The organism is Flavobacterium pokkalii (assembly GCF_014596575.1).
In the GTDB taxonomy this organism is placed as follows: Bacteria; Bacteroidota; Bacteroidia; order Flavobacteriales; family Flavobacteriaceae; genus Flavobacterium; species Flavobacterium pokkalii.
The window spans coordinates 255,478-275,052 of sequence record NZ_NASZ01000001.1 but is presented as its reverse complement, the minus strand read 5'-3'; the positions used below and the strand labels follow the sequence as shown (position 1 = coordinate 275,052).

The window sequence follows — 19,575 nt, the reverse complement described above, 5'->3', positions numbered from 1 at the left end:
TTATTTCTGTAGATTTTTAGCCTCGATGCTCATTGTTGCATGAGGAACAATTTTCAATCTCTCTTTACTAATTAATTTTCCAGTTACTTTACAAATTCCGTAAGTTTTATTCTCTACACGAAACAAAGCATTCTTTAAATCGCGAATGAATTTTTCCTGACGGATAGCCAATTGAGAGTTAGCTTCTTTAGACATCGTCTCGCTTCCTTCTTCGAAGGCCTTGAATGTAGGAGAGGTATCATCTGTCCCGTTATTCAAATCATTCATGTAAGCACTTTTTATCAAATCTAAATCCGCTTGGGCTTTCTCAATTTTCTTTTGGATTATCTCTTTGAACTCTGCCAAATCGGCATCTGAGTATCTTATTACTTCTTCCACCATAATCAATATTATTTTGTAATTGTTATTTTAGTTTTTATGTCATCAAATTCAATTTCTGTGCCATTTTCAATTTGTGTATCAAAAACCAACTCCTCAGTCAAGGTTTCTGATTGAATGTATCCTTTATTCTCATTAACCGCGGCTTCTAAAACTGCATTGCTTTGCAAATACACTTTAATTTTATCAGTTACTTCGAATCCGGAATCTTTTCGAATATTCTGAATTCTGTTTACCAACTCCCTTGCAACTCCTTCTTTTCTCAATTCTTCAGAGATTGTGATATCAAGCGCTACGGTAATTCCGTTAGAATTTGCAACCAACCAACCTTCAATATCCTGAGATGTTATTTCTACATCCTCTAATGATAAAGTTACGTCTTTTCCTGCAATAACAATAACTATACTTCCTTCTTTATCCAGTTGATTAATCTGATCAGAAGAAAAGTTTTGTATCTCTTTGGAAATCAACCCCATATCTTTTCCGAAACGTGGCCCAAGCGCTTTAAAATTCGGTTTAATTTGCTTTACCAACACTCCTGAAGCATCATCCAAAAGTTCAATTTCTTTCACATTTACTTCTGCTTTTATCAGGTCGGAAACGGCCTCAATTTCGGCTCTCTGACGCTCGTCAAGTACCGGAATCATTACCTTTTGCAAAGGTTGACGCACTTTGATCATCTCCTTTTTACGTAGTGATAAAACTAGTGATGAAATGGTCTGTGCTTTCTGCATTTTGCTCTCTAACGATTTATCAACAAAGTTTTCAACGTATTTTGGAAATTCCGCCAAATGTACACTATCAAATTTTTCTGTTTGTGTCGCCTGCGTTAAGTCTCTGTAAAGCTTATCCATAAAGAACGGAGCTATAGGAGCACTCAGTTTACTTACGGTTAACAAACAGGTATATAAGGTTTGATAAGCCGCAATTTTATCCTGCGCATAATCCCCTTTCCAGAAACGACGACGACACAAACGAACGTACCAGTTACTCAGGTTTTCCTGAACAAAATCAGAAATCGCACGAGCTGCTTTGGTTGGCTCATAATCGGCATAAGCCTCATCAACCAATTTAATCAAGGTATGCAATTCAGATAAAATCCAACGGTCAATTTCCGGTCTTTCGTTCAATGGCACCTCTACCTCATCAAATTTGAAACCATCAATATTGGCATACAAACTAAAGAAAGAATAAGTATTATATAATGTTCCAAAGAATTTACGTCTTACCTCAGCTACTCCTTCGATATCAAATTTCAAGTTATCCCAAGGATTCGCATTGGCAATCATGTACCAGCGCGTAGCATCAGGACCATATTCTTTTAAGGTTTCAAATGGATCAACGGCGTTACCCAAACGCTTCGACATTTTTTGTCCGTTTTTGTCCAATACCAATCCGTTTGAAACCACATTTTTATAAGCAATATTATCAAAAACCAATGTTCCGATAGCGTGCAAAGTATAAAACCATCCACGGGTTTGATCGACACCTTCGGCGATAAAATCAGCTGGAAACGATTTATTGTTATCAATTAACTCTTTGTTCTCAAATGGATAATGCCATTGCGCATAAGGCATTGCCCCCGAATCAAACCAAACGTCAATCAAATCAGACTCACGTTTCATTGGTTTTCCCGAAGCCGAAACTAAGGTGATTCCGTCCACTACATTTTTATGTAAGTCAACTAAATCATAGTTAGCCTCGCTCATGTTTCCAATTTCAAATCCTTTGAATGGATTTTCCTTTTGAACTCCGGCAGCAATTGCTTTTTCAATTTCGTTGTACAATTCTTCTACCGAACCAATTAAGATTTCTTCTTGTTTGTCTTCGGTTCTCCAAATTGGTAATGGAATTCCCCAATATCTCGAACGCGATAAGTTCCAGTCGTTAGCATTTTTCAACCAGTTTCCAAAACGACCTTCTCCGGTAGCTTTTGGTTTCCAGTTAATCGATTCGTTCAAATCAAACATTCGGTCTCTTACCTCCGTAATTTTGATAAACCAGGAATCCAATGGATAATATAAAATAGGCTTGTCAGTTCTCCAACAATGTGGATAACTGTGCACGTATTTTTCAACTTTGAACGCTTTATTTTGTTCCTTCAAAAGAATCGCAATCTCTACATCCACCGAACGTTCCGGTGCCTGATCGGCATCGTAATATTCGTTCTTCACATATTTTCCACCAAAATCTCCTAAACTTTGAACAAACTTACCTTGTAAATCTACTAATGGAACTGCTGTACCATTTTCGTCTAAAACCAACATTGGCGGTACTTCTGGCGTAGCTTCTTTAGCCACTTTAGCATCATCAGCACCAAAAGTTGGCGCCGTATGTACAATTCCGGTACCGTCTTCAGTAGTTACGAAATCTCCCGAAATTACTCTGAAAGCATTTTCCGGATTTTGATATGGTAACGCCCAAGGCAATAATTGCTCGTAACGAATTCCTACTAAATCAGCACCTTTTGCTTCTGTTAAAATTTGGTACGGAATCTTTTTATCACCGGCTTTATAATTTTCAAAATCGGCAACTTCTTCAGTAGCAAAAAACGCTTTACCAAATTGTTTCCCTACTAAATTTTTAGCCAAAATCACATTGATTGGCTCAAAAGTATATTGATTAAAAGTTTTAACTAAAACATAATCGATTTTTGGACCAACTGTCAAAGCAGTGTTGGAAGGCAAAGTCCAAGGAGTAGTCGTCCAAGCTAAAATGTGAATGTCACCAAAACCTTCTAAAAAGCTTGGCAAACTTTCATTTTTTGCTTTAAACTGTGCTACAATTGTAGTATCAGTTACATCACGATACGAACCCGGTTGGTTTACCTCATGCGAAGACAATCCTGTTCCTGCTTTTGGAGAATACGGTTGGATCGTGTAGCCTTTGTACATCAAATCCTTGTTGTAGATTTGTTTCAACAACCACCAAACACTCTCCATATATTTGGATTTATAAGTAATATAGGGATCTTCCATATCTACCCAATAACCCATTTTTTCGGTCAAATCATTCCAAACGTCCGTGTAACGCATCACCGTTTTTTTACAAGCCTCGTTGTATTCGGCTACCGTAATGGTTTTTCCAATATCTTCTTTGGTAATTCCTAATTCTTTCTCTGTACCTAATTCTACCGGTAATCCATGAGTATCCCAACCTGCTTTACGCTTTACCTGAAATCCTTTTTGGGTTTTATATCTGCAAAAAATATCTTTAATCGCACGCGCCATTACGTGGTGAATTCCCGGCAATCCATTAGCCGAAGGCGGTCCTTCAAAAAACACATAAGGAGCATTCCCTTCACGAGTGCTCACACTTTTTTCAAATATATTTTCTTGCTTCCAAAAATCCAGAACTTCCGACGCTACTGTAGGCAAGTCAAGTCCTTTGTATTCAGTAAATTTTGTACTCATTGTATCCTTTTCTTAATCGAGGTGCGAAAGTAAGGAATTTTGAGGAAATTTGTGAAAAAGTTACACCCAAATGTGAATTCATTTCACATTTTTTAGTCATTTTTATTGCTATTTTGAGCTTTTTTACTAAAGAATTGGTTTAATGAATACTATTTTATTAAAAACAATGGCGCAAAGTGAGGACATTTTGCGCAACTGGAGCAGCTGAAAACTAGTACTTTGTTACTCTCGTTTTTACCGCAAACTTGTCATCCTGACGAAGGAAAGATCTCAATCCAAACAATCGGGTTTATTTCACTATATATCTCGTTTTATTGAGATTACCAACACTTTCAAACATATCCATTTCCATCCCTTTTTTCAAATCTCTGCTTGCTGTGGCAGACGATAAATCTTTAAATATGTTCATATAATCTTTTCTGCTAAACTCTTTTATTCCGAGTTTTAAAAAATACTCTAAACGATCAATATCTTTTAGAATCCTGTTGTTGTAATTAAGCAAGTTTTCTAAAGATTTTTCAATAACTCCAAGCATGTATTCAATAAAGATTGTTGACTTCCCGGATTTATCACTTAATGCTAGTGATTTATAATATTCATCCTGAGTTTTGCTGATTAATGTTTCGAATGGTAAAAACTCAAAAACCGGATATTCAGCCATTAGAATCAGCGTTTGCCATAATCTTCCCATTCTTCCGTTACCATCTAGGAAAGGATAAATGAATTCCATTTCGTAATGAAATACACAACTTTTTATTAACGTTAATTCATCAGGATCTTTCAAATATTCAAACAAATCTTTCATTAAATACGGAACATTCTCATGAGGCGGAGCAATATGTTCTACATTTGTTCCTTTAACTATTCCAACACCTTGTTTTCTATATTTTCCGGCACTTTCAATTAATCCATTCATTAACTGAAGATGCGCTTTTAAAAAACTCTTATCAGATGAAAACTTATATTCTTCCAGTTTTTCATAAACCTTAATGGCATTTAAAACTTCCAATACATCTTTTTCAGGACCAATTACTCTTTTATTTTCTATCAAAGCCGTGATTTGTTCTTCTGTCAATGTATTACCTTCGATTTGTAGCGAAGAATGAATGGTTTTTATTCTATTCTGTTTTCGAAGTTGTGGAGATTGTTTGCTTAGATAATTAGCGTTTACTTCTCCTATTTTCTCTGAAATTGAGCTTATCAGTTTTAGAATTTTCGGAGTAATGTCGTAAGGTGGCTTCATTGATGCTATCATTTGATATTATCAAAGATAGGTTTTTTCAGTAAACGTCCAAAATTATTGTTACTAACACCTATGTGTATCCGAGCCATCGGGTTCCATATCTTACCATATGCGTTAGCGCAGGCATTTGCCTGTGTCCGCTTCAATTTAAAAACAAGAAAGTTGTAACCGTTTTAATTGTTAAAACTTTCTTTTACTCTCTTTACGGGCACAGGCAAATGCCTGCGCTAACTTTTCCCTTATATACTACAAGTCCGAGCCATCGGGTTTCTAAAAAGCAAAAGAAGATAATTACTCAACAAACATTTCAAACCAGTTTTAAACATAAAATATTAAAATTCAATTTATTATGATTAAATTTGATATAAGCTCCAAATAATCAAAAAAACCTATAAAACAATGCGTTATTTAAGGCGATTTCTTGAAATTGCCCCTAAAAAGACAATGGATTAAAAGAGAATTTTATAACAAATAAAACTCAAATCATGTTGCAATGTTTCGTAATCATATTGTTCACCATTTCTCTTTATTCACAGTCTTACGTTGAAGCTTTACAACTTAAATACACTAATGCTTTTCAAAATCAACTATACAACAATTCCGTTATCAGTACTTTTGAAATCAGCAGCGAACTCCCAATTACCATCAAAAAAGGCAGCTATTTATTTTTAAGTCCATCTTATAACAATCACCAAATTACCTTAGAAAACACCGAATTGTCATCAACCACAATAGAGTCGTTGCGTTTACCAATAGGCGTGATTGCGCCAATAGGAAACTCGAAATGGTCCCTTACAGCGTTAGCCTTACTAAGTTCAAACGGAGCCGAATTATTTAGGGGAAATAGTTTCCAGTTTGGCACCATTCTTTTTACTACTTTTTCCAAAAATCCCAATAAAAAAATCCGACTAGGCGTTTATGCCAATAAAGAGTTCTTTGGCTGGTTTGTAATTCCCGTTGCCGGGGTAAATTGGCAAATAAACGATTCCAATACTGTTTTTGGATTACTCCCCGGCCGATTGACATTTGAACATAAATGGAATTCGAAATTATATGGCGGACTGACTTTTCGTGCCCCAATGAACAGCTACCGAATAAATGACCATCAATACATCACCTTGTACGACAACCAGCTTTCTTTGTTTTTAGATTATTACCTGACAAAACCTGTTTGCCTGACCTTAGAATCCGGCTGGGGACTTTTTAGAAAAATCCGAACGAGTACCATAGAAAACAATATCAAAACAAACGAAACCAACAAAATTGACGGCACTTTTATCCGATTATGCGCAGCTTATCGATTAAAAATATAGCTTAGAATCAGGAGTATAATTCACTAATAAATCTTTCAAAAGATGAAACAGGTATTTGATTTTGTGATGATATCAGGAGTACTGCTTGGAATTATTTTCATCATTTCAACGCTGTGCTTTAAAAAGAAAACTGATAAAGCCATCCTTTATCTAAACCTTGTTATTGCCTTTTTGATACTCAATAATCTTCAGGCTTTTTCTTTGGAAACCTTTCTAATTGATGCGCCTTTCTTTATAAAAAGATTACAAATTCCGTGGTATGTTTTAATTGTACCTTCTTTTTATGTCTTTTTGACCTATTACCTGAAAATTGAAAAGAAAATTTCCTCTTATGTGTATATCTCCTTTTCGATTTTTACTATCGAAATGCTGATTCGGGTGGCCTTGTATCCGCATTATTACCATTTGGGACAAAATATGTTTATTGCAAAATATGTACAGATCGAAGAAATTATCAATGCCTGCTACTCTATTTTTCTTTTTATAAAAACACTGTTAGTCTTATTTAAATACACCGATTTATACCAGCAAATATTAGTTTTTGACAATTTAAAATGGTTGCGAAATTTAATGTTTTTGGGAGCCATTATCATTCTCATGTGGGTTTGTGCCATTTTACTAAATCTGGACAAAACCTTAAATCCACAGGTATTGATATATTATCCGTTGCGCCTCAGCACTACTACATTACTCTATTGGATAAGCTATCAGGGCTTTTATAATTATTCGTTAATGACGGAACGTATTGAATTACGAAAAGCAATCTTAACCGAAGAAAAAAACAAAGAATCAAACCTTGCGAATAATCATTCTAACGACAGTAAATTCCAACCCGTGAAGAATTATATCGAAAAAAATAAACGTTACATTGATCCGAATTTCAGCCTGGAAAAACTAGCTTCCGAAATGAATATCAGCACCAGCAAATTGTCCCATTTGATTAATCAGGAAAGCGGTTATAATTTTTCGGATTACATTAACTATTTAAGAGTTGAAAAAGCAAAAAAATATTTGAACAATCCTAACTATTCCACCTATACCATTCTGGCGATAGGATTAGAATGCGGATTTAATTCCAAATCAACTTTTTATTCTGCCTTTAAAAAATTCACTTCTCTAACCCCTTCCGAATACAAAGAAAAGTAGGAATAAGTAGTCCTATATTTCCTTATTTATCCCAATTTCAGCAAAATACATAATCTGGGATAGCACTTCTTTTTACCCGTTATAATTTTGATACAGAAATTAAACTATCAAAGTTATGAAAACCTCTACTCCCTCTTTAACCGTAATTTCCTTCTTATTCAAAAGTTGTCATAGTCACAACCCCAACAATTCGAAAGAAACTGCTTTGTTTACAGAAAAAGATTGTTTCAGCAAACCCATACCGCTTTTTGAAGAATCCAAACTACAATCTGTAAATCACCGCTCCCTTATTGTGCTCAATCACAATATTCAAAAAAACATTCTTACAACAGAAATCAAAACACAAAACACCACAACATTCGAAGAAATTATAGCCATAACTGTTTCTTCCCTTTCTATTATTATCCCCATAACTACCTTAAACAGTGATTTTGTTTTTAATGATTACAGCTTTTCGAAAAATTAAATTCCGGCAATCATGTTAACGCTCATCATTTTTTCAATTTTAAAAAAATGTATGCCCCCAAATTTAACTGCGCCTTTTTTTAAAACAGCAACTCTCTTAAAAATTTTTGTTACTAAAATTCTAATTCGGCTTTCAATAAAACTAATCACTTTTTTACCCATCATTTCCCTTGCTCAAAGCGAACAACTGGATTACAATATAATGTTTAACGGAACTACTATTGGCTGGCTCAAACTCGAAAAAAATGAGGTCGGGAACAAGTCTAATCTTCAGTTAACTTCTGAAATTAAAACCAATATTTTATTTCCCATTAAAGTGTTTTCGAAAGAAACATCCACTTATGAAAACGGCAAACTAATTTATTCCTCACAATTCAGAAAAACGAACGGAAAAACAAAAATTGATAAAGAAATTAAACTCAATGAAAATCAATATGAAATCATTGAAAACAACAAAAAAACCAAACTCTCCTGTCCTGTGATCGACACAAACCTGCTGAGTTTATTTTTTCAGGAACCTAAATACATTAAAGAAGTTTATTGCGACAATCAGCAACGTTTCATAAAACCTATAAAAATGGAAGATGGTAGTTACAAAATGAAATTTCCTAATGGTTATTGCAACAGCTATTATTACAAAGAAGGAATCTGCATTAAAGTTAAGGTAGAACATAAATTTTATGTAGCCGAAATAATCATCAAACATTAAAAACCGTGGAAACTACGACCTTATTCTTGTATGCTTTCAGCTATATTATCTTTTTTGCTTTCAATTGGAAACAAATAAAAAAAGGAAGTCAAAGACTCATTGATGAAAACGGAAATTTCTCTTCCAAACCAATCCAGTTGATAAGCAATCAAATTTTCGAAGCTATTTTACTCGGAATTACTGCCTTAATAACACTAAAAAACAATGTTTTACAACTTTTATTTAATCCAGAAATAACCGCAAACATAATTACACTTTATCTTTTAACCTTTATTTTAATTCTGTTTCTGGCATTCAAGCAAAGTAAAAATACATTTAAAAAAAGAAAACAATCCTCAGGAAATGCAACACAGTTTTCAACACTTTTTTTCTGTTCTTATTTTATAAGCCGGGCACTTTTTCTTTTTTCGTATGAATTATGGTTAAGAGGAAGTTTCCTTTTTGAAACCGCTCATCAATTTGGAATTCCTATAGCCATTATTACCAATGTGTCCATCTATGTTTTACTACATCTATTCAATAGCAAAAAAGAACTATTGGTCTGTATTCCTTTTGGAATTATGGTTTGCATATTCAATTTACTGTTTCAGGCTGTCTGGCCTGCCATCATCCTCCACATAAGCTTTTCATTAGCTTATGAGATTAATTTTTACCGATTGTATGTAATTGATTTAAAAACAACACGTCATGAAAATTTTAATAACAGGGGCTACGGGACAAATAGGTCATAAACTAGCACTTACCCTTGCCGAACGAAATAACGAAATACACATATTGGTTAGAAATCCAAAATCTCCGAATATTCCTGCGCATAAAAACATCCACGTTTTTCAAGGCGACATCACGGATGTACAATCAATTTCTAATGCAATTCAAGGGTGTAATCAGGTGTATCACACTGCTGCTTTGGTAAAAATATTCGATTCCGATGCGACTCAATTTTACAAAATCAATGTTGAAGGAACCAAAAATCTATTAGAAAAATCATTAGAATTTGGCATACAAAAATTTCTTTTCACCAGTAGTTGCAGCGTGATTGGCCCGTCAGAAGGAAAATCATTAACCGAAAATCATTCGCGAACCACTCCTTTTATCTGCGATTATGACAGTACTAAATATGAAGCAGAAAATTTGGTAAAAAAATACGCTTCCGAAGGACTTCACGCAGTAATTGTTTCTCCGTCAAAAATTTACGGTTACAGTTGCACCGAAACAAAAAGTATTACTATGAATACCGTAATTCATAATTTTTTAAACGGCAAACTCACTTTTATTCCAAAACCCAGTCATTTAATAGCCAATTATTGTTTTATTGACGACGTAATTGAAGGTCATATTCTTGCTTTAAACAAAGGTAAATCGGGTGAAAATTACATTTTGGGAGGAGAAAATATCTCATATAAAGATTTCTTCAACACCGTAAAAAATGTTTCCGGAGCCAAAACCAAAATCATCGAAATCCCGAAAACCTTCCTCAAAATTGTTTCTGTAATGCAATGGATCCGATTTTACACCACTCAAAAAGAGCCTTTTGTTACCAATGAAAGTATCCAACAAATTTTTTGCAACAAACTCTTTAGCAGCAACAAAGCCATCCAGTTTTTAGGATATAAAATCACTCCTTTTGAAGAAGCCCTGAAACAAACTATTCCTCATCTAAAAAATCAACGTCATGAATACTAAACTTTACACCCTGATAACCGGTTCCAGCGAAGGATTCGGAAAAGCATTAGCCATTGAATGCGCCAAAAGAAAAATGAACTTAATTCTGGTTTCATTACCCAATTCCGGACTCACACCATTAGCCGAATTTATAATGCAAACTTACAACGTCCATGTAATTCCTATTGAAAAAGACCTTTCGGTGGAGGAAAATTGTGTTGCCCTGTACAAAGAAGTGGAGCAAAGAAAGCTTTCCGTAAATATGCTGATCAACAATGTCGGTTTAGGAAGCACTATGTTTTTTAAAGAAGGAACTATCGATTTTTATCAAAAACAAGTCAAATTAAACGTAATGGTAACCACATTGCTCAGCAGTTTGTTTTTAGAAATGCTAAAAACCAATCAGCCTTCTCATATTTTAAATGTAAGCAGCCTGAGTTGTTTCTTTTATCTGGCGAAAAAACAAGTGTATGGCGCTACCAAATCTTATGTCTATTCTTTTTCCAAAAGCCTGCGTGCCGAATTAAAATCCGACAATATCAATGTGAGTGTCATTTGCCCCGGCGGAATGAACACCAACCCAACAACTATTAAAACCAATCAGTCTAATCACTGGCTCGCCCGTCAATCCATCATGAATCCGGACAAAGTGGCTGTTATTGCCATTAAAGGCTTATTGCATCAGGATGAAATTATAATTCCCGGTTTAATGAACAAACTTTTTTTGTTAATCGAAAAATTACTTCCTGATTTTATGATTAAAATGATTGCCAACAGTCATGTCAATAAGTTCCAATCCTACAACATTGGAAACGGAAATCACGAGCAACAACTCCTTAGTCAAACTTCCCAACCTTAAAACCAACTGTTATGAAAACAATATTATTCCTCATTGCTATCCTAAGTTTAGGTTGCAGCCCTGAATACTATGTTCCTAATTCACAAAATATCCCAATTATGAAAGCCAAAGGACAAACCAACTTTGGAGTGGCTTACAACGAAAGTGAATATACCAATGGATTTGAAATCCAAACCGCCCATGCTATAAGCGATCACATTGCTTTACAATTCAATGGCGATTGGGTAAAAAATGGCAATGGCGGATACTTAAGTGATTCCTCGGATGACTACAAAGCAACGGGAAGAATGCTGGAAATAGGTGCCGGCTATTTCAACAAAATTGCTCGTCATTTTGTATTTGAAACCTATGGATTACTTTGTTTTGGAAAACTTGACTTAAAAAATTATACTGATGAAAGCGGATATGATAATTTTTCGGCCAAATTTAATCGTATAGGAATTCAACCCAGTATTAGTTACAGCCGGAAATATTTTTCCACTTCTCTTTCTTCAAGACTTGTTCACCTAAAGTACAAAGACATCAATGGCGATGATAACGCAACTAATTATGATGTTGCTTATTTAAAAGCGAATAATGCTTTTTGGTTGTTTGAACCTGCACTGACTATTCGGGCTGGATTAGAAAATTTCAAACTTCAGCTTCAATATGTTTACAGTTTGAATCTTACGGATTCTTCATTCCCTCAACAAAAAGATATTATTTCTTTAGGTGTCAAAATAAATATCGATCCAACTAATCTAAAAAAATAAATCAGGCAAAAACCTCTTTTAAAACCTCTAGTGATTTAGGTCTTTTGAAACCATCCAAATGATACGCATAATAATCAATGAGGATTTTTAAGAGCAATTGTCTTTCAATTACATGAAATACTTTTTGATTGCTGTCTAATTTTAACGTTAGGAGTTTTTTAAACAAATGCGTTTCATGTTCGCTCAAAGCATTTGCTCCGGCAAAAGGCGTAAAAATTCCTTCGTTGATTTCAAAAAAAAGCATATCGCTATCGGAAGTATCCGGATAAAAACCGAGATATTTAGTCATTTCGAGCATTAGAATCAGATGAAAATTAGCAATTTCGTCATGATTGTCTAACCAATGCAAAGCGGTTTCTAAAAAAGTAAAAAGGGTTTCGTTCTTCTCTTCTTCATGAATGGAATGATGCAAAATTTCAGAAAGAAACAACACAATCGTACTCTTGAAAATATCCGAATGAATGCTTTGAAAAGGCGCTGCAATTTTAATTTCTTTAAAATGTTCCAAAGTGCCTTTGTTCTTATGAGTAGCTTCAATTTCGAGAATACTCATCGGCTGAAAATAAGCCATTTTTTGCGACGTTTTTCTCCCTGAAAAAGCATCTCTGACAAAGTACGATTTCAATCCATGCGACAACGTAAAGCACTTTACAATCAGACTTTTTTCCTGATATTTTAAAGCCGAAATAACAATTGCTTTGGTTTTAATTTGCATGGATTGGTTTTACTAAAATGAATTGCGAAGATAGTTAAAAGAGTCCTTAGCTATTTAGTCCCTAGTCCTTAGTGCTAAAAAGTAACTAAGGACTAAGGACTGAGGACTAAAAAACTAAACGACCCCCTGAGCAAGCATAGCATCGGCTACTTTTACAAATCCGGCAATATTGGCACCTTTTACATAATCGATATATCCGTCTTCTTCGGTACCATACTGCACACAGGAAGCATGAATATTAAGCATAATTGTTTTTAATTTTTTATCTACTTCCTCGGCCGTCCAACTCAATCGCAAAGAGTTTTGGGACATTTCCAGTCCTGAAGTGGCTACTCCGCCGGCATTAGAAGCTTTTCCGGGAGAAAATAATATTCTGGCTTTGTGGAAAACAGCAATTGCCTCAGGAGTCGAAGGCATATTAGCGCCTTCAGAAACACAAACACAACCGTTAGCCACTAAAGTTTGCGCATCTTCGGCGTTCAATTCGTTTTGAGTGGCACAAGGCAAAGCAATATCACAAGGTTGTTCCCAGGATTTAGCGCCTTCGTAGAATTTTGCATTCGGGTATTTTACAACATATTCACTGATTTTAGTACGCAATTCATTTTTCAAATGCATCATATACGCCAGTTTTTCGGCATCAATTCCGTCAGCATCGTAAATATACCCTGTAGAATCCGACATCGTAACCACTTTAGCTCCTAATTGTGTCGCTTTTTCTACCGCATATTGCGCTACATTTCCGGATCCCGAAACCGCAACAATTTTGTCTTTCAAATCCATTCCACGGGTTTCCAGCATACTCTGAGCAAAATACACCACTCCGTAACCGGTAGCCTCGGGTCTGATTAATGATCCTCCGTAAGACATTCCTTTACCCGTTAAAACGCCCGTAAATTCATTTCGAATTTTTTTGTACTGCCCAAATAAATAACCTACTTCGCGGGCTCCTACTCCCATATCTCCTGCCGGAACATCCGTATAAGCACCTACGTATTTGCACAACTCCGTCATAAACGATTGGCAAAAACGCATTACTTCGATATCTGATTTCCCTTTTGGATCAAAATCCGAACCTCCTTTTCCGCCTCCCATTGGCAAAGTGGTCAAACTATTTTTAAAAGTTTGCTCAAAAGCCAAGAATTTCAAAACACTTAAATTCACTGTAGGATGAAAACGCAATCCCCCTTTGTATGGCCCAATTGCTGAATTCATTTGAACACGAAAACCTCTGTTTACCTGAGTTTGTCCTTTATCGTCAATCCAGGCCACACGAAAAATGATAATTCTGTCGGCTTCTACCATTCGCTCCAGGAGCATTTGGTTTTGGTATTTTTTATTTTTTTCGATAAAAGGAATTACTGTTTCGGCAACTTCTAAAACAGCCTGTAAAAATTCAGGTTCATTGGGATTTCTCAATGTAACCCCATTCATAAAATCTTGAATAGCCTGAGACATAATATTTAGGTTTTTAACGTTAAAAAACATTTTGTGCTTCCTAACAAATATACATTTTTATACAAAAATTTCACCTAAAACTACTACCTAAAAACCAAAGAATAATTCTATTCTTATTAAGAAATGACAACAAAAACTTTAACTAAAAGGCAATTCATCTGAAAAAAATCCATTTCATCTAGTTTACTGATTATTTAAGTAGTTGAATAAGCTTTTTTATATCTTTGTTGTATCTTGAATTGTACTAAAATGCTCAAAAATAAATGGATAAGCCTACTAGTTTTAGCAGTTTTATTTGGATTTTCCAATAAGACAAATGCACAGCTGGGTTTTTCGCACGAAATTGGAGCTATTGCCGGTCCGGTTGCTTTTCAATCCGATTACGGTGAAAGACACGATTTAAAAACCAATGCCGGCAATACCGGAATTGGAGTTGGAATTATCCATTACATCAACTTTTCTTATACGGCAGAATGTGACTGTTACAATCCCGAGACTTATTTTAACGACCATTTTAAACTTCGAAGCGAATTATCATACAACAAAACAAATTTCGATCATTTTGGAGAATGGGTTTCTCTGGAAAGAACTTCACTCGAAGCTGACCAATTGAGAGCCATGAAAGGAAACAGCTCTGTAACCAACATTGGAATGCAGTTAGAATATTTCCCGTTGAGTATTCGTGATTTCACGGCAAGAATAGGAAGTTTAGGTCCGTTTGTGAGTTTGGGCGGTCAATTTAGTTATTACAACACCGAAGCCTATTCAACGATGGGACCATTAGGAACATCATTAACAACTTATCCAAAATACCTAACACCAACCGACAATCGTCAGTATGGTTTTTCGACTGAAGGCGGCACAGTGTGGTCTATTGTTTCCAGTGTAGGAACCCGATACAAACTGGCTCCGTTAAGCGATTTAATGATTGATTTACGTTTTCAATATTATTTTTCAGACTGGGTGGACGGCCTAAAACCCAACCCGGATTTATACAAAGAAAACAAGGCCAACGACTGGCTGGTTTGGCTAAACGTAGGCTACATTTACTACCTGCAATAAGCCTTAATTCCTTTTCTGATTTTTATTTTTAAAATCAAACCGCTATCTTTAAAGTCACTTCTTCTTTATAGGAAGGCATTTTTTATACCCAAAACAAAAGGAATTTCCTCAAACTTTTTTAAAATGAAATACAGTCTGCTCGTTTTCTTACTACTTTTTATTAGCTGTTCCAAAGAATTAAATTTTGAAAATCAATCTTTTAAAAAAACATCCTCTTTGGATTGCAAAGAAAATTGCCCAACTATCAAATTAAAAATCCCTGTTGCCACCAATTCCGGAATTATTGCTGACAGTATTAACAAAACCGTTTTTGAAACCGTAAAATCGATTATTGATTTTGGGGACAAGCCCAATATCGCTACCAATTACGAGCAACTGGCTACTTCATTCATCCAGGCTTATGAAAAAATAAAAAAAGATTTTCCCAGAGATCATTTTGGCTGGGAAGCTAATATAGAAGGAAAAGTAAAATACCGTTCCGAGAACCTCATCAACATCGAAATCAATCATTACACTTTTACCGGTGGCGCCCACGGCTATGCCGGATTACGCTCTTTACTTTTTGACCCCGAAACCGGCAAACAAATTCCTAACGAAACTTTGTTTAAAAACTGGAATTTATTTCAGGTTTTTGCAGAAGCCAAATTCAGAGAAAAGTTCCAAATCCCGAAAGACCAACCCATCAACAGCACCGGAATGCTTTTTGAAGATGATATTTTTCATGTTGCACAAAATATTTTCTTTACCCAAAAAGGAATTCTCCTGCATTACAATCCTTATGAAATTGCACCTTATGTAGACGGATCAAGAGAATTATTAATTCCATACGAAGAAGCCAATGACTACTTAATTAAAAAATAAAAGCCTCTACATTGCTGTAAAGGCTTCTAAAAAAAGCTCCCCCTCTTGGGCTCGAACCAAGGACCCTCTGATTAACAGTCAGATGCTCTAACCAACTGAGCTAAGGAGGAAACTGTATATTTTAATGTACTTAATAACGTTTCCGTTTGCTAAGTTTGTCGGTTGACTTGTTCTTAGCGGTTGCAAATATAAGAGGTTTTTTGAATGTAGCAAATAAAAGAGTTGTTAATTCGTAATAAGATTTAAAAAGTTTATAGTTGTAGAAAGACTATCGTTGCTAATCGTCTTTCCGAAAAATTTTTCGTTCCTGAATCTGAAATCAATATTTTTGTTAGGCTATAAAGTCAAATCTTAAAAAAACAAAAATTAAACTAATATGAAATACAAATTTTTAAGTTTACTCGTCTTTATGACATTAACTTTTGCTGCAAAAGCCCAAAAACTTTCACAAGCTGTTTGGGAAACTTCAAATTTAGCCGTACCTGAATCGGTGTTGTATAGTGCGACTGAAAAAAGCTTATTTGTGAGTCTGATAGATGGCGCCGGTAATGCAAAAGACGGAAAAGGAGGCATTGCTGTCCTTAATACTGATGGCAGTATTAAAAACGCAAAGTGGATTGAAGGCCTAAACGCACCTAAAGGCTTAGCACTTTATAAAAAAACACTTTACGTGGCAGATATAGACGCAGTAGTAAGTATTGATATTTCGAGCGGAAAAATCATTAATAAATTAGAAATCGAAAATGCTATATTTTTGAACGATATAACGGTAGATAACAAAGGTGTGGTTTATGTATCAGATACCCGTGCAAATAAAATTTACTGCATTAAAAATGACCGAAGCGAACTTTATTTACAAAACGTAACCAATGCCAATGGATTAAAATGGATTGATAAAGAATTATATGTTTTAGCCAATACAGAACTTTGGAAAATAGATGAAAAGAAAAATATAAGTGTTTTAGCTAAAGGTTTTGAAAAATCAGGAGATGGTTTAGAAAAACTTAAAAATGGTGATTTTATAGTTAGCTGTTGGGCGGGATTGATTTATTATGTAAAAGCCAATGGCGAAATTCGAAAATTACAAGATGTTCAAGGGCAGATGAATACTGCTGATTTAGGATATAATGAAAAGGAAAATTTGATATACGTTCCCACCTTTAACCATAACAGCGTGATTGCTTACAAATTATTAGTGAACCAAAATTAGTTTTTATTGTTCTTTTCCAGAATGAGATATAGCATAAAAATCCTTTTCCGAAAGCAAAGGATTTTTTTATTTCTTGCTATCACTCGAAAATTTAGCACAAAAAAGCTCCCGAAAATATCGTTTTTTCAAACCAATTTATAGTTAATTTAGAGAAATTATATCATTTAAGTCTGGGATTTTAAAAAAATAGATTCTAAATATACCATCAACTTTTATTTTCTTTTTGCTAATGCCTCCCCTATTATTTAATCCTTAATAATTGTTACTTAAGGTATTTTAATTATGTTTGCTTTTATCTTATTCTATAAATTAATAGCCAATCTAATAGTATGAACTCTAATTTGAAACTTTCAAATGAATCTGATCTTCTATTGAGTATTGCATCAGGCGACGAATTATCTTATTCTAAATTAGTTGAAAAATATTGGCAAAAAGTGCTACAACACGCCTTAAGTTTTGTTAAATCTTATTCTATTGCCGAAGAATTAACCCAAGATGTTTTTATTCAAATTTGGGAAAAACGAGACAAATTAGCTGAAGTAAAAAGTTTTGAAAATTATCTTTTTATTGTGAGTCGTAATTTAATTATTAGTCATATTAGAAAAAAATTGGTAGAAACTGATACATTGAAAGATCAAAAACTACAAGAGTTATTTTTAAAACCTGATGAGCAATTTGAATTTCAGGAATTAGTTAAGATCATAAACGAAGGAGCAGCACTTTTACCCGAACCCAGACGCTCAGTTTTCTTATTAAGCCGCATGGAAGGAAAAGATGCCGATTATATAAGCAAAAAATTAGGTCTGGCAACAAGAACGGTTCGTTGGCATCTGATGCATGCCTTAAATTTTCTTAGAAATTATCTTCACAATCACCATATCATCAGTTTTTTGACTATAATTTTATTAGGATCGTTTTTTTTCGAATAAATTTTTTCATTTTTCATTGCCACTTTAGCAAACAAATCTCGTCTTTATAATTAAACGGCTTTTAATGTCGTTTTTAAATTTGTATTTATGTATCAAAAAAAAGTGTTCAAAGAGCTTATGGAGCAGTTTATTTCAGGAGAAATCACCCCTGAAGGAAAAACCATGCTACTCACAATGTTGGACAATCCTAAATATTCAGAAGAGCTAAATACTATTCTTCAGGAAAATTATGATTCTGTAGAAATTCCTTCCATCAGTCCTGAGTTGACTAAAAAGTTCATTGACGAACTTAAAAAGAAAATGAAAACTTCTTCAAAAACGAAAGAGACACCAGTTGTAAACATGCTCAATTGGAAAAAAATAGCGATAGCTGCAAGTATTATTGTTGCTATTGGCATTGGAACTTTTACCCTCTTCCAAAAAGAAGCCCCATCTACTAGTGTAATAACATCTAAAGAAAAAAATGACAAAGCACCAGGGAAATCAGGAGCTATATTAACACTTTCTGATGGTTCCAAAATTGTTTTGGATAGTGTTGGAAATGGAGTATTGGCGAATCAAAACAACACTCTTGTTTCAAAAAAGAATGGCAAACTGGTATATAAAACGAGTAAGAATGCTCAATTAGCATACAATACCATGACTACTCCCAGAGCGCGACAATATAATCTGGAATTATCAGACGGTACAAAAGTATGGCTTAACGCATCTTCGTCAATTATGTTTCCAACTTCTTTTGCTCCAAACGAAAGAAAAGTAATCCTAACCGGAGAAGCTTATTTTGAAGTTGCCAAAGATAAAAAGAGACCTTTTAGGGTTGTTGTTAATAATATGCTGGTAAATGTATTAGGGACTCATTTTAATATAAATGCGTATGATGACGAAACCAGTGTAAATACTACTCTTTTAGAAGGAAGCGTGTTAATTACTGAGAAAACTAAAAAAGTACTGTTAAAACCCGGACAGCAAGCTCAAAAACAAAAATCTGGCGTCATTACTATAAATGACAATGTAAATATAGAAGCAGTGATGGGGTGGAAAAACGGTGTATTCTATTTTGAAAAAGCTAGTCTTCAAACAGTTTTACGCCAACTAAGTCGCTGGTATAATGTAGATGTTGTATTTGAAAAAGACATACCTGAAAGAATTTTTGAAGGAGAAATACAACGAAATTTACAATTATCACAAGTATTGAAAATTTTAGAAAAAAATAAAGTCCATTTTAAAATAGATGGAAATATTTTAAGAGTGATACCCTAATTTAGATTAAAATGGGGAAACCCTTTTTATATAAAATATGTATCTGTTAACCATAAAAAAAGCCAGCAAATGTTGGTAGCATTGCTGGCTAGTTCCTAAAATAATAAAGAGGAACGAACAATTAATGGAAAATAGATAGA

The 19,575-nt window shown here is 34.4% G+C and carries 18 protein-coding genes and 1 tRNA gene; 13 read left to right on the top strand and 6 right to left on the bottom strand.

Annotation, left to right across the window (positions count from 1 at the left end; genetic code table 11):
* The 3 genes from B6A10_RS01210 to B6A10_RS01200 all read right to left on the bottom strand — a co-directional run bounded on the left by B6A10_RS01210 (position 1) and on the right by B6A10_RS01200 (position 5,034).
* Positions 1–381 (bottom strand): TraR/DksA family transcriptional regulator, encoded by a 381-nt coding sequence (locus B6A10_RS01210; RefSeq protein WP_026714825.1) that lies wholly within the window; start codon positions 379–381, stop codon positions 1–3.
* A gap of 8 nt (positions 382–389) precedes the next feature.
* Complete coding sequence (gene ileS / locus B6A10_RS01205; RefSeq protein ID WP_188219393.1) at positions 390–3,791, bottom strand: isoleucine--tRNA ligase; 3,402 nt, start codon at positions 3,789–3,791, stop codon at positions 390–392.
* 289 nt (positions 3,792–4,080) lie between these two features.
* Complete coding sequence (locus tag B6A10_RS01200; protein WP_188219392.1) at positions 4,081–5,034, bottom strand: Fic family protein; 954 nt, start codon at positions 5,032–5,034, stop codon at positions 4,081–4,083.
* Positions 5,035–5,519: 485 nt separating this feature from the next.
* Here B6A10_RS01200 and B6A10_RS01195 point away from each other — a divergent pair, with 485 nt between their 5' ends.
* The 8 genes from B6A10_RS01195 (at position 5,520) to B6A10_RS01160 (ending at position 11,940) form a co-directional block, all read left to right on the top strand.
* Positions 5,520–6,347, top strand: coding sequence for a hypothetical protein (locus tag B6A10_RS01195; protein WP_188219391.1), 828 nt, complete (start codon positions 5,520–5,522; stop codon positions 6,345–6,347).
* 42 nt (positions 6,348–6,389) lie between these two features.
* Entirely contained in the window at positions 6,390–7,493 is a 1,104-nt protein-coding gene (locus B6A10_RS01190) for a helix-turn-helix domain-containing protein (protein WP_188219390.1), read from the top strand.
* 115 nt (positions 7,494–7,608) lie between these two features.
* Positions 7,609–7,959 carry a hypothetical protein gene (locus tag B6A10_RS01185; RefSeq protein ID WP_188219389.1) on the top strand — a complete coding sequence of 117 codons (351 nt, stop codon included), beginning with the start codon at positions 7,609–7,611 and terminating at the stop codon, positions 7,957–7,959.
* 51 nt (positions 7,960–8,010) lie between these two features.
* On the top strand, positions 8,011–8,667 hold the full coding sequence (locus tag B6A10_RS01180) for a DUF6134 family protein (RefSeq protein ID WP_188219388.1): 657 nt from the start codon (positions 8,011–8,013) through the stop codon (positions 8,665–8,667).
* A 5-nt stretch (positions 8,668–8,672) separates the two neighbouring features.
* Positions 8,673–9,398, top strand: a complete 726-nt coding sequence (locus tag B6A10_RS01175; protein WP_188219387.1) for a CPBP family intramembrane glutamic endopeptidase — start codon at positions 8,673–8,675, stop codon at positions 9,396–9,398.
* On the top strand, positions 9,355–10,350 hold the full coding sequence (locus B6A10_RS01170) for an NAD-dependent epimerase/dehydratase family protein (protein WP_188219386.1): 996 nt from the start codon (positions 9,355–9,357) through the stop codon (positions 10,348–10,350). Before B6A10_RS01175 ends, B6A10_RS01170 begins: the two co-directional genes overlap by 44 nt.
* Positions 10,340–11,188: an SDR family NAD(P)-dependent oxidoreductase gene (locus B6A10_RS01165; RefSeq protein WP_188219385.1), complete on the top strand. Its 849-nt coding sequence runs from the start codon at positions 10,340–10,342 to the stop codon at positions 11,186–11,188. The genes B6A10_RS01170 and B6A10_RS01165 overlap by 11 nt, the downstream gene beginning before the upstream one ends.
* An 11-nt stretch (positions 11,189–11,199) precedes the next feature.
* Positions 11,200–11,940, top strand: coding sequence for a hypothetical protein (locus tag B6A10_RS01160; RefSeq protein WP_188219384.1), 741 nt, complete (start codon positions 11,200–11,202; stop codon positions 11,938–11,940).
* Position 11,941: 1 nt separating this feature from the next.
* Here B6A10_RS01160 and recO read toward each other — a convergent pair whose 3' ends face one another.
* Both recO and gdhA read right to left on the bottom strand, forming a co-directional pair.
* Positions 11,942–12,655, bottom strand: a complete 714-nt coding sequence (recO, locus tag B6A10_RS01155) for a DNA repair protein RecO (protein WP_188219383.1) — start codon at positions 12,653–12,655, stop codon at positions 11,942–11,944.
* Positions 12,656–12,769: 114 nt separating this feature from the next.
* Positions 12,770–14,113: an NADP-specific glutamate dehydrogenase gene (gdhA, locus tag B6A10_RS01150; protein WP_188219382.1), complete on the bottom strand. Its 1,344-nt coding sequence runs from the start codon at positions 14,111–14,113 to the stop codon at positions 12,770–12,772.
* A 249-nt stretch (positions 14,114–14,362) separates the two neighbouring features.
* On the opposite strand from gdhA, the gene B6A10_RS01145 reads away from it, so the two are divergent.
* A complete protein-coding gene (locus B6A10_RS01145; protein WP_188219381.1) occupies positions 14,363–15,175 on the top strand; it encodes a THC0290_0291 family protein in 813 nt (270 codons plus the stop codon).
* A gap of 123 nt (positions 15,176–15,298) precedes the next feature.
* Entirely contained in the window at positions 15,299–16,036 is a 738-nt protein-coding gene (locus tag B6A10_RS01140) for a DUF3298 and DUF4163 domain-containing protein (protein WP_188219380.1), read from the top strand.
* A gap of 36 nt (positions 16,037–16,072) precedes the next feature.
* On the opposite strand, the gene B6A10_RS01135 is transcribed toward B6A10_RS01140, so the two are convergent.
* Positions 16,073–16,146: transfer RNA gene (locus B6A10_RS01135), tRNA-Asn, on the bottom strand.
* 266 nt (positions 16,147–16,412) lie between these two features.
* Between B6A10_RS01135 and B6A10_RS01130 the strand changes: the two genes are divergently transcribed.
* From B6A10_RS01130 to B6A10_RS01120, 3 genes are all read left to right on the top strand, one after another.
* A complete protein-coding gene (locus B6A10_RS01130; RefSeq protein WP_188219379.1) occupies positions 16,413–17,246 on the top strand; it encodes an SMP-30/gluconolactonase/LRE family protein in 834 nt (277 codons plus the stop codon).
* A gap of 329 nt (positions 17,247–17,575) precedes the next feature.
* Positions 17,576–18,175: an RNA polymerase sigma factor gene (locus B6A10_RS01125; protein WP_188219378.1), complete on the top strand. Its 600-nt coding sequence runs from the start codon at positions 17,576–17,578 to the stop codon at positions 18,173–18,175.
* An 87-nt stretch (positions 18,176–18,262) separates the two neighbouring features.
* Positions 18,263–19,435: a FecR family protein gene (locus B6A10_RS01120; RefSeq protein ID WP_188219377.1), complete on the top strand. Its 1,173-nt coding sequence runs from the start codon at positions 18,263–18,265 to the stop codon at positions 19,433–19,435.
* Positions 19,436–19,575 lie beyond the last annotated feature (140 nt).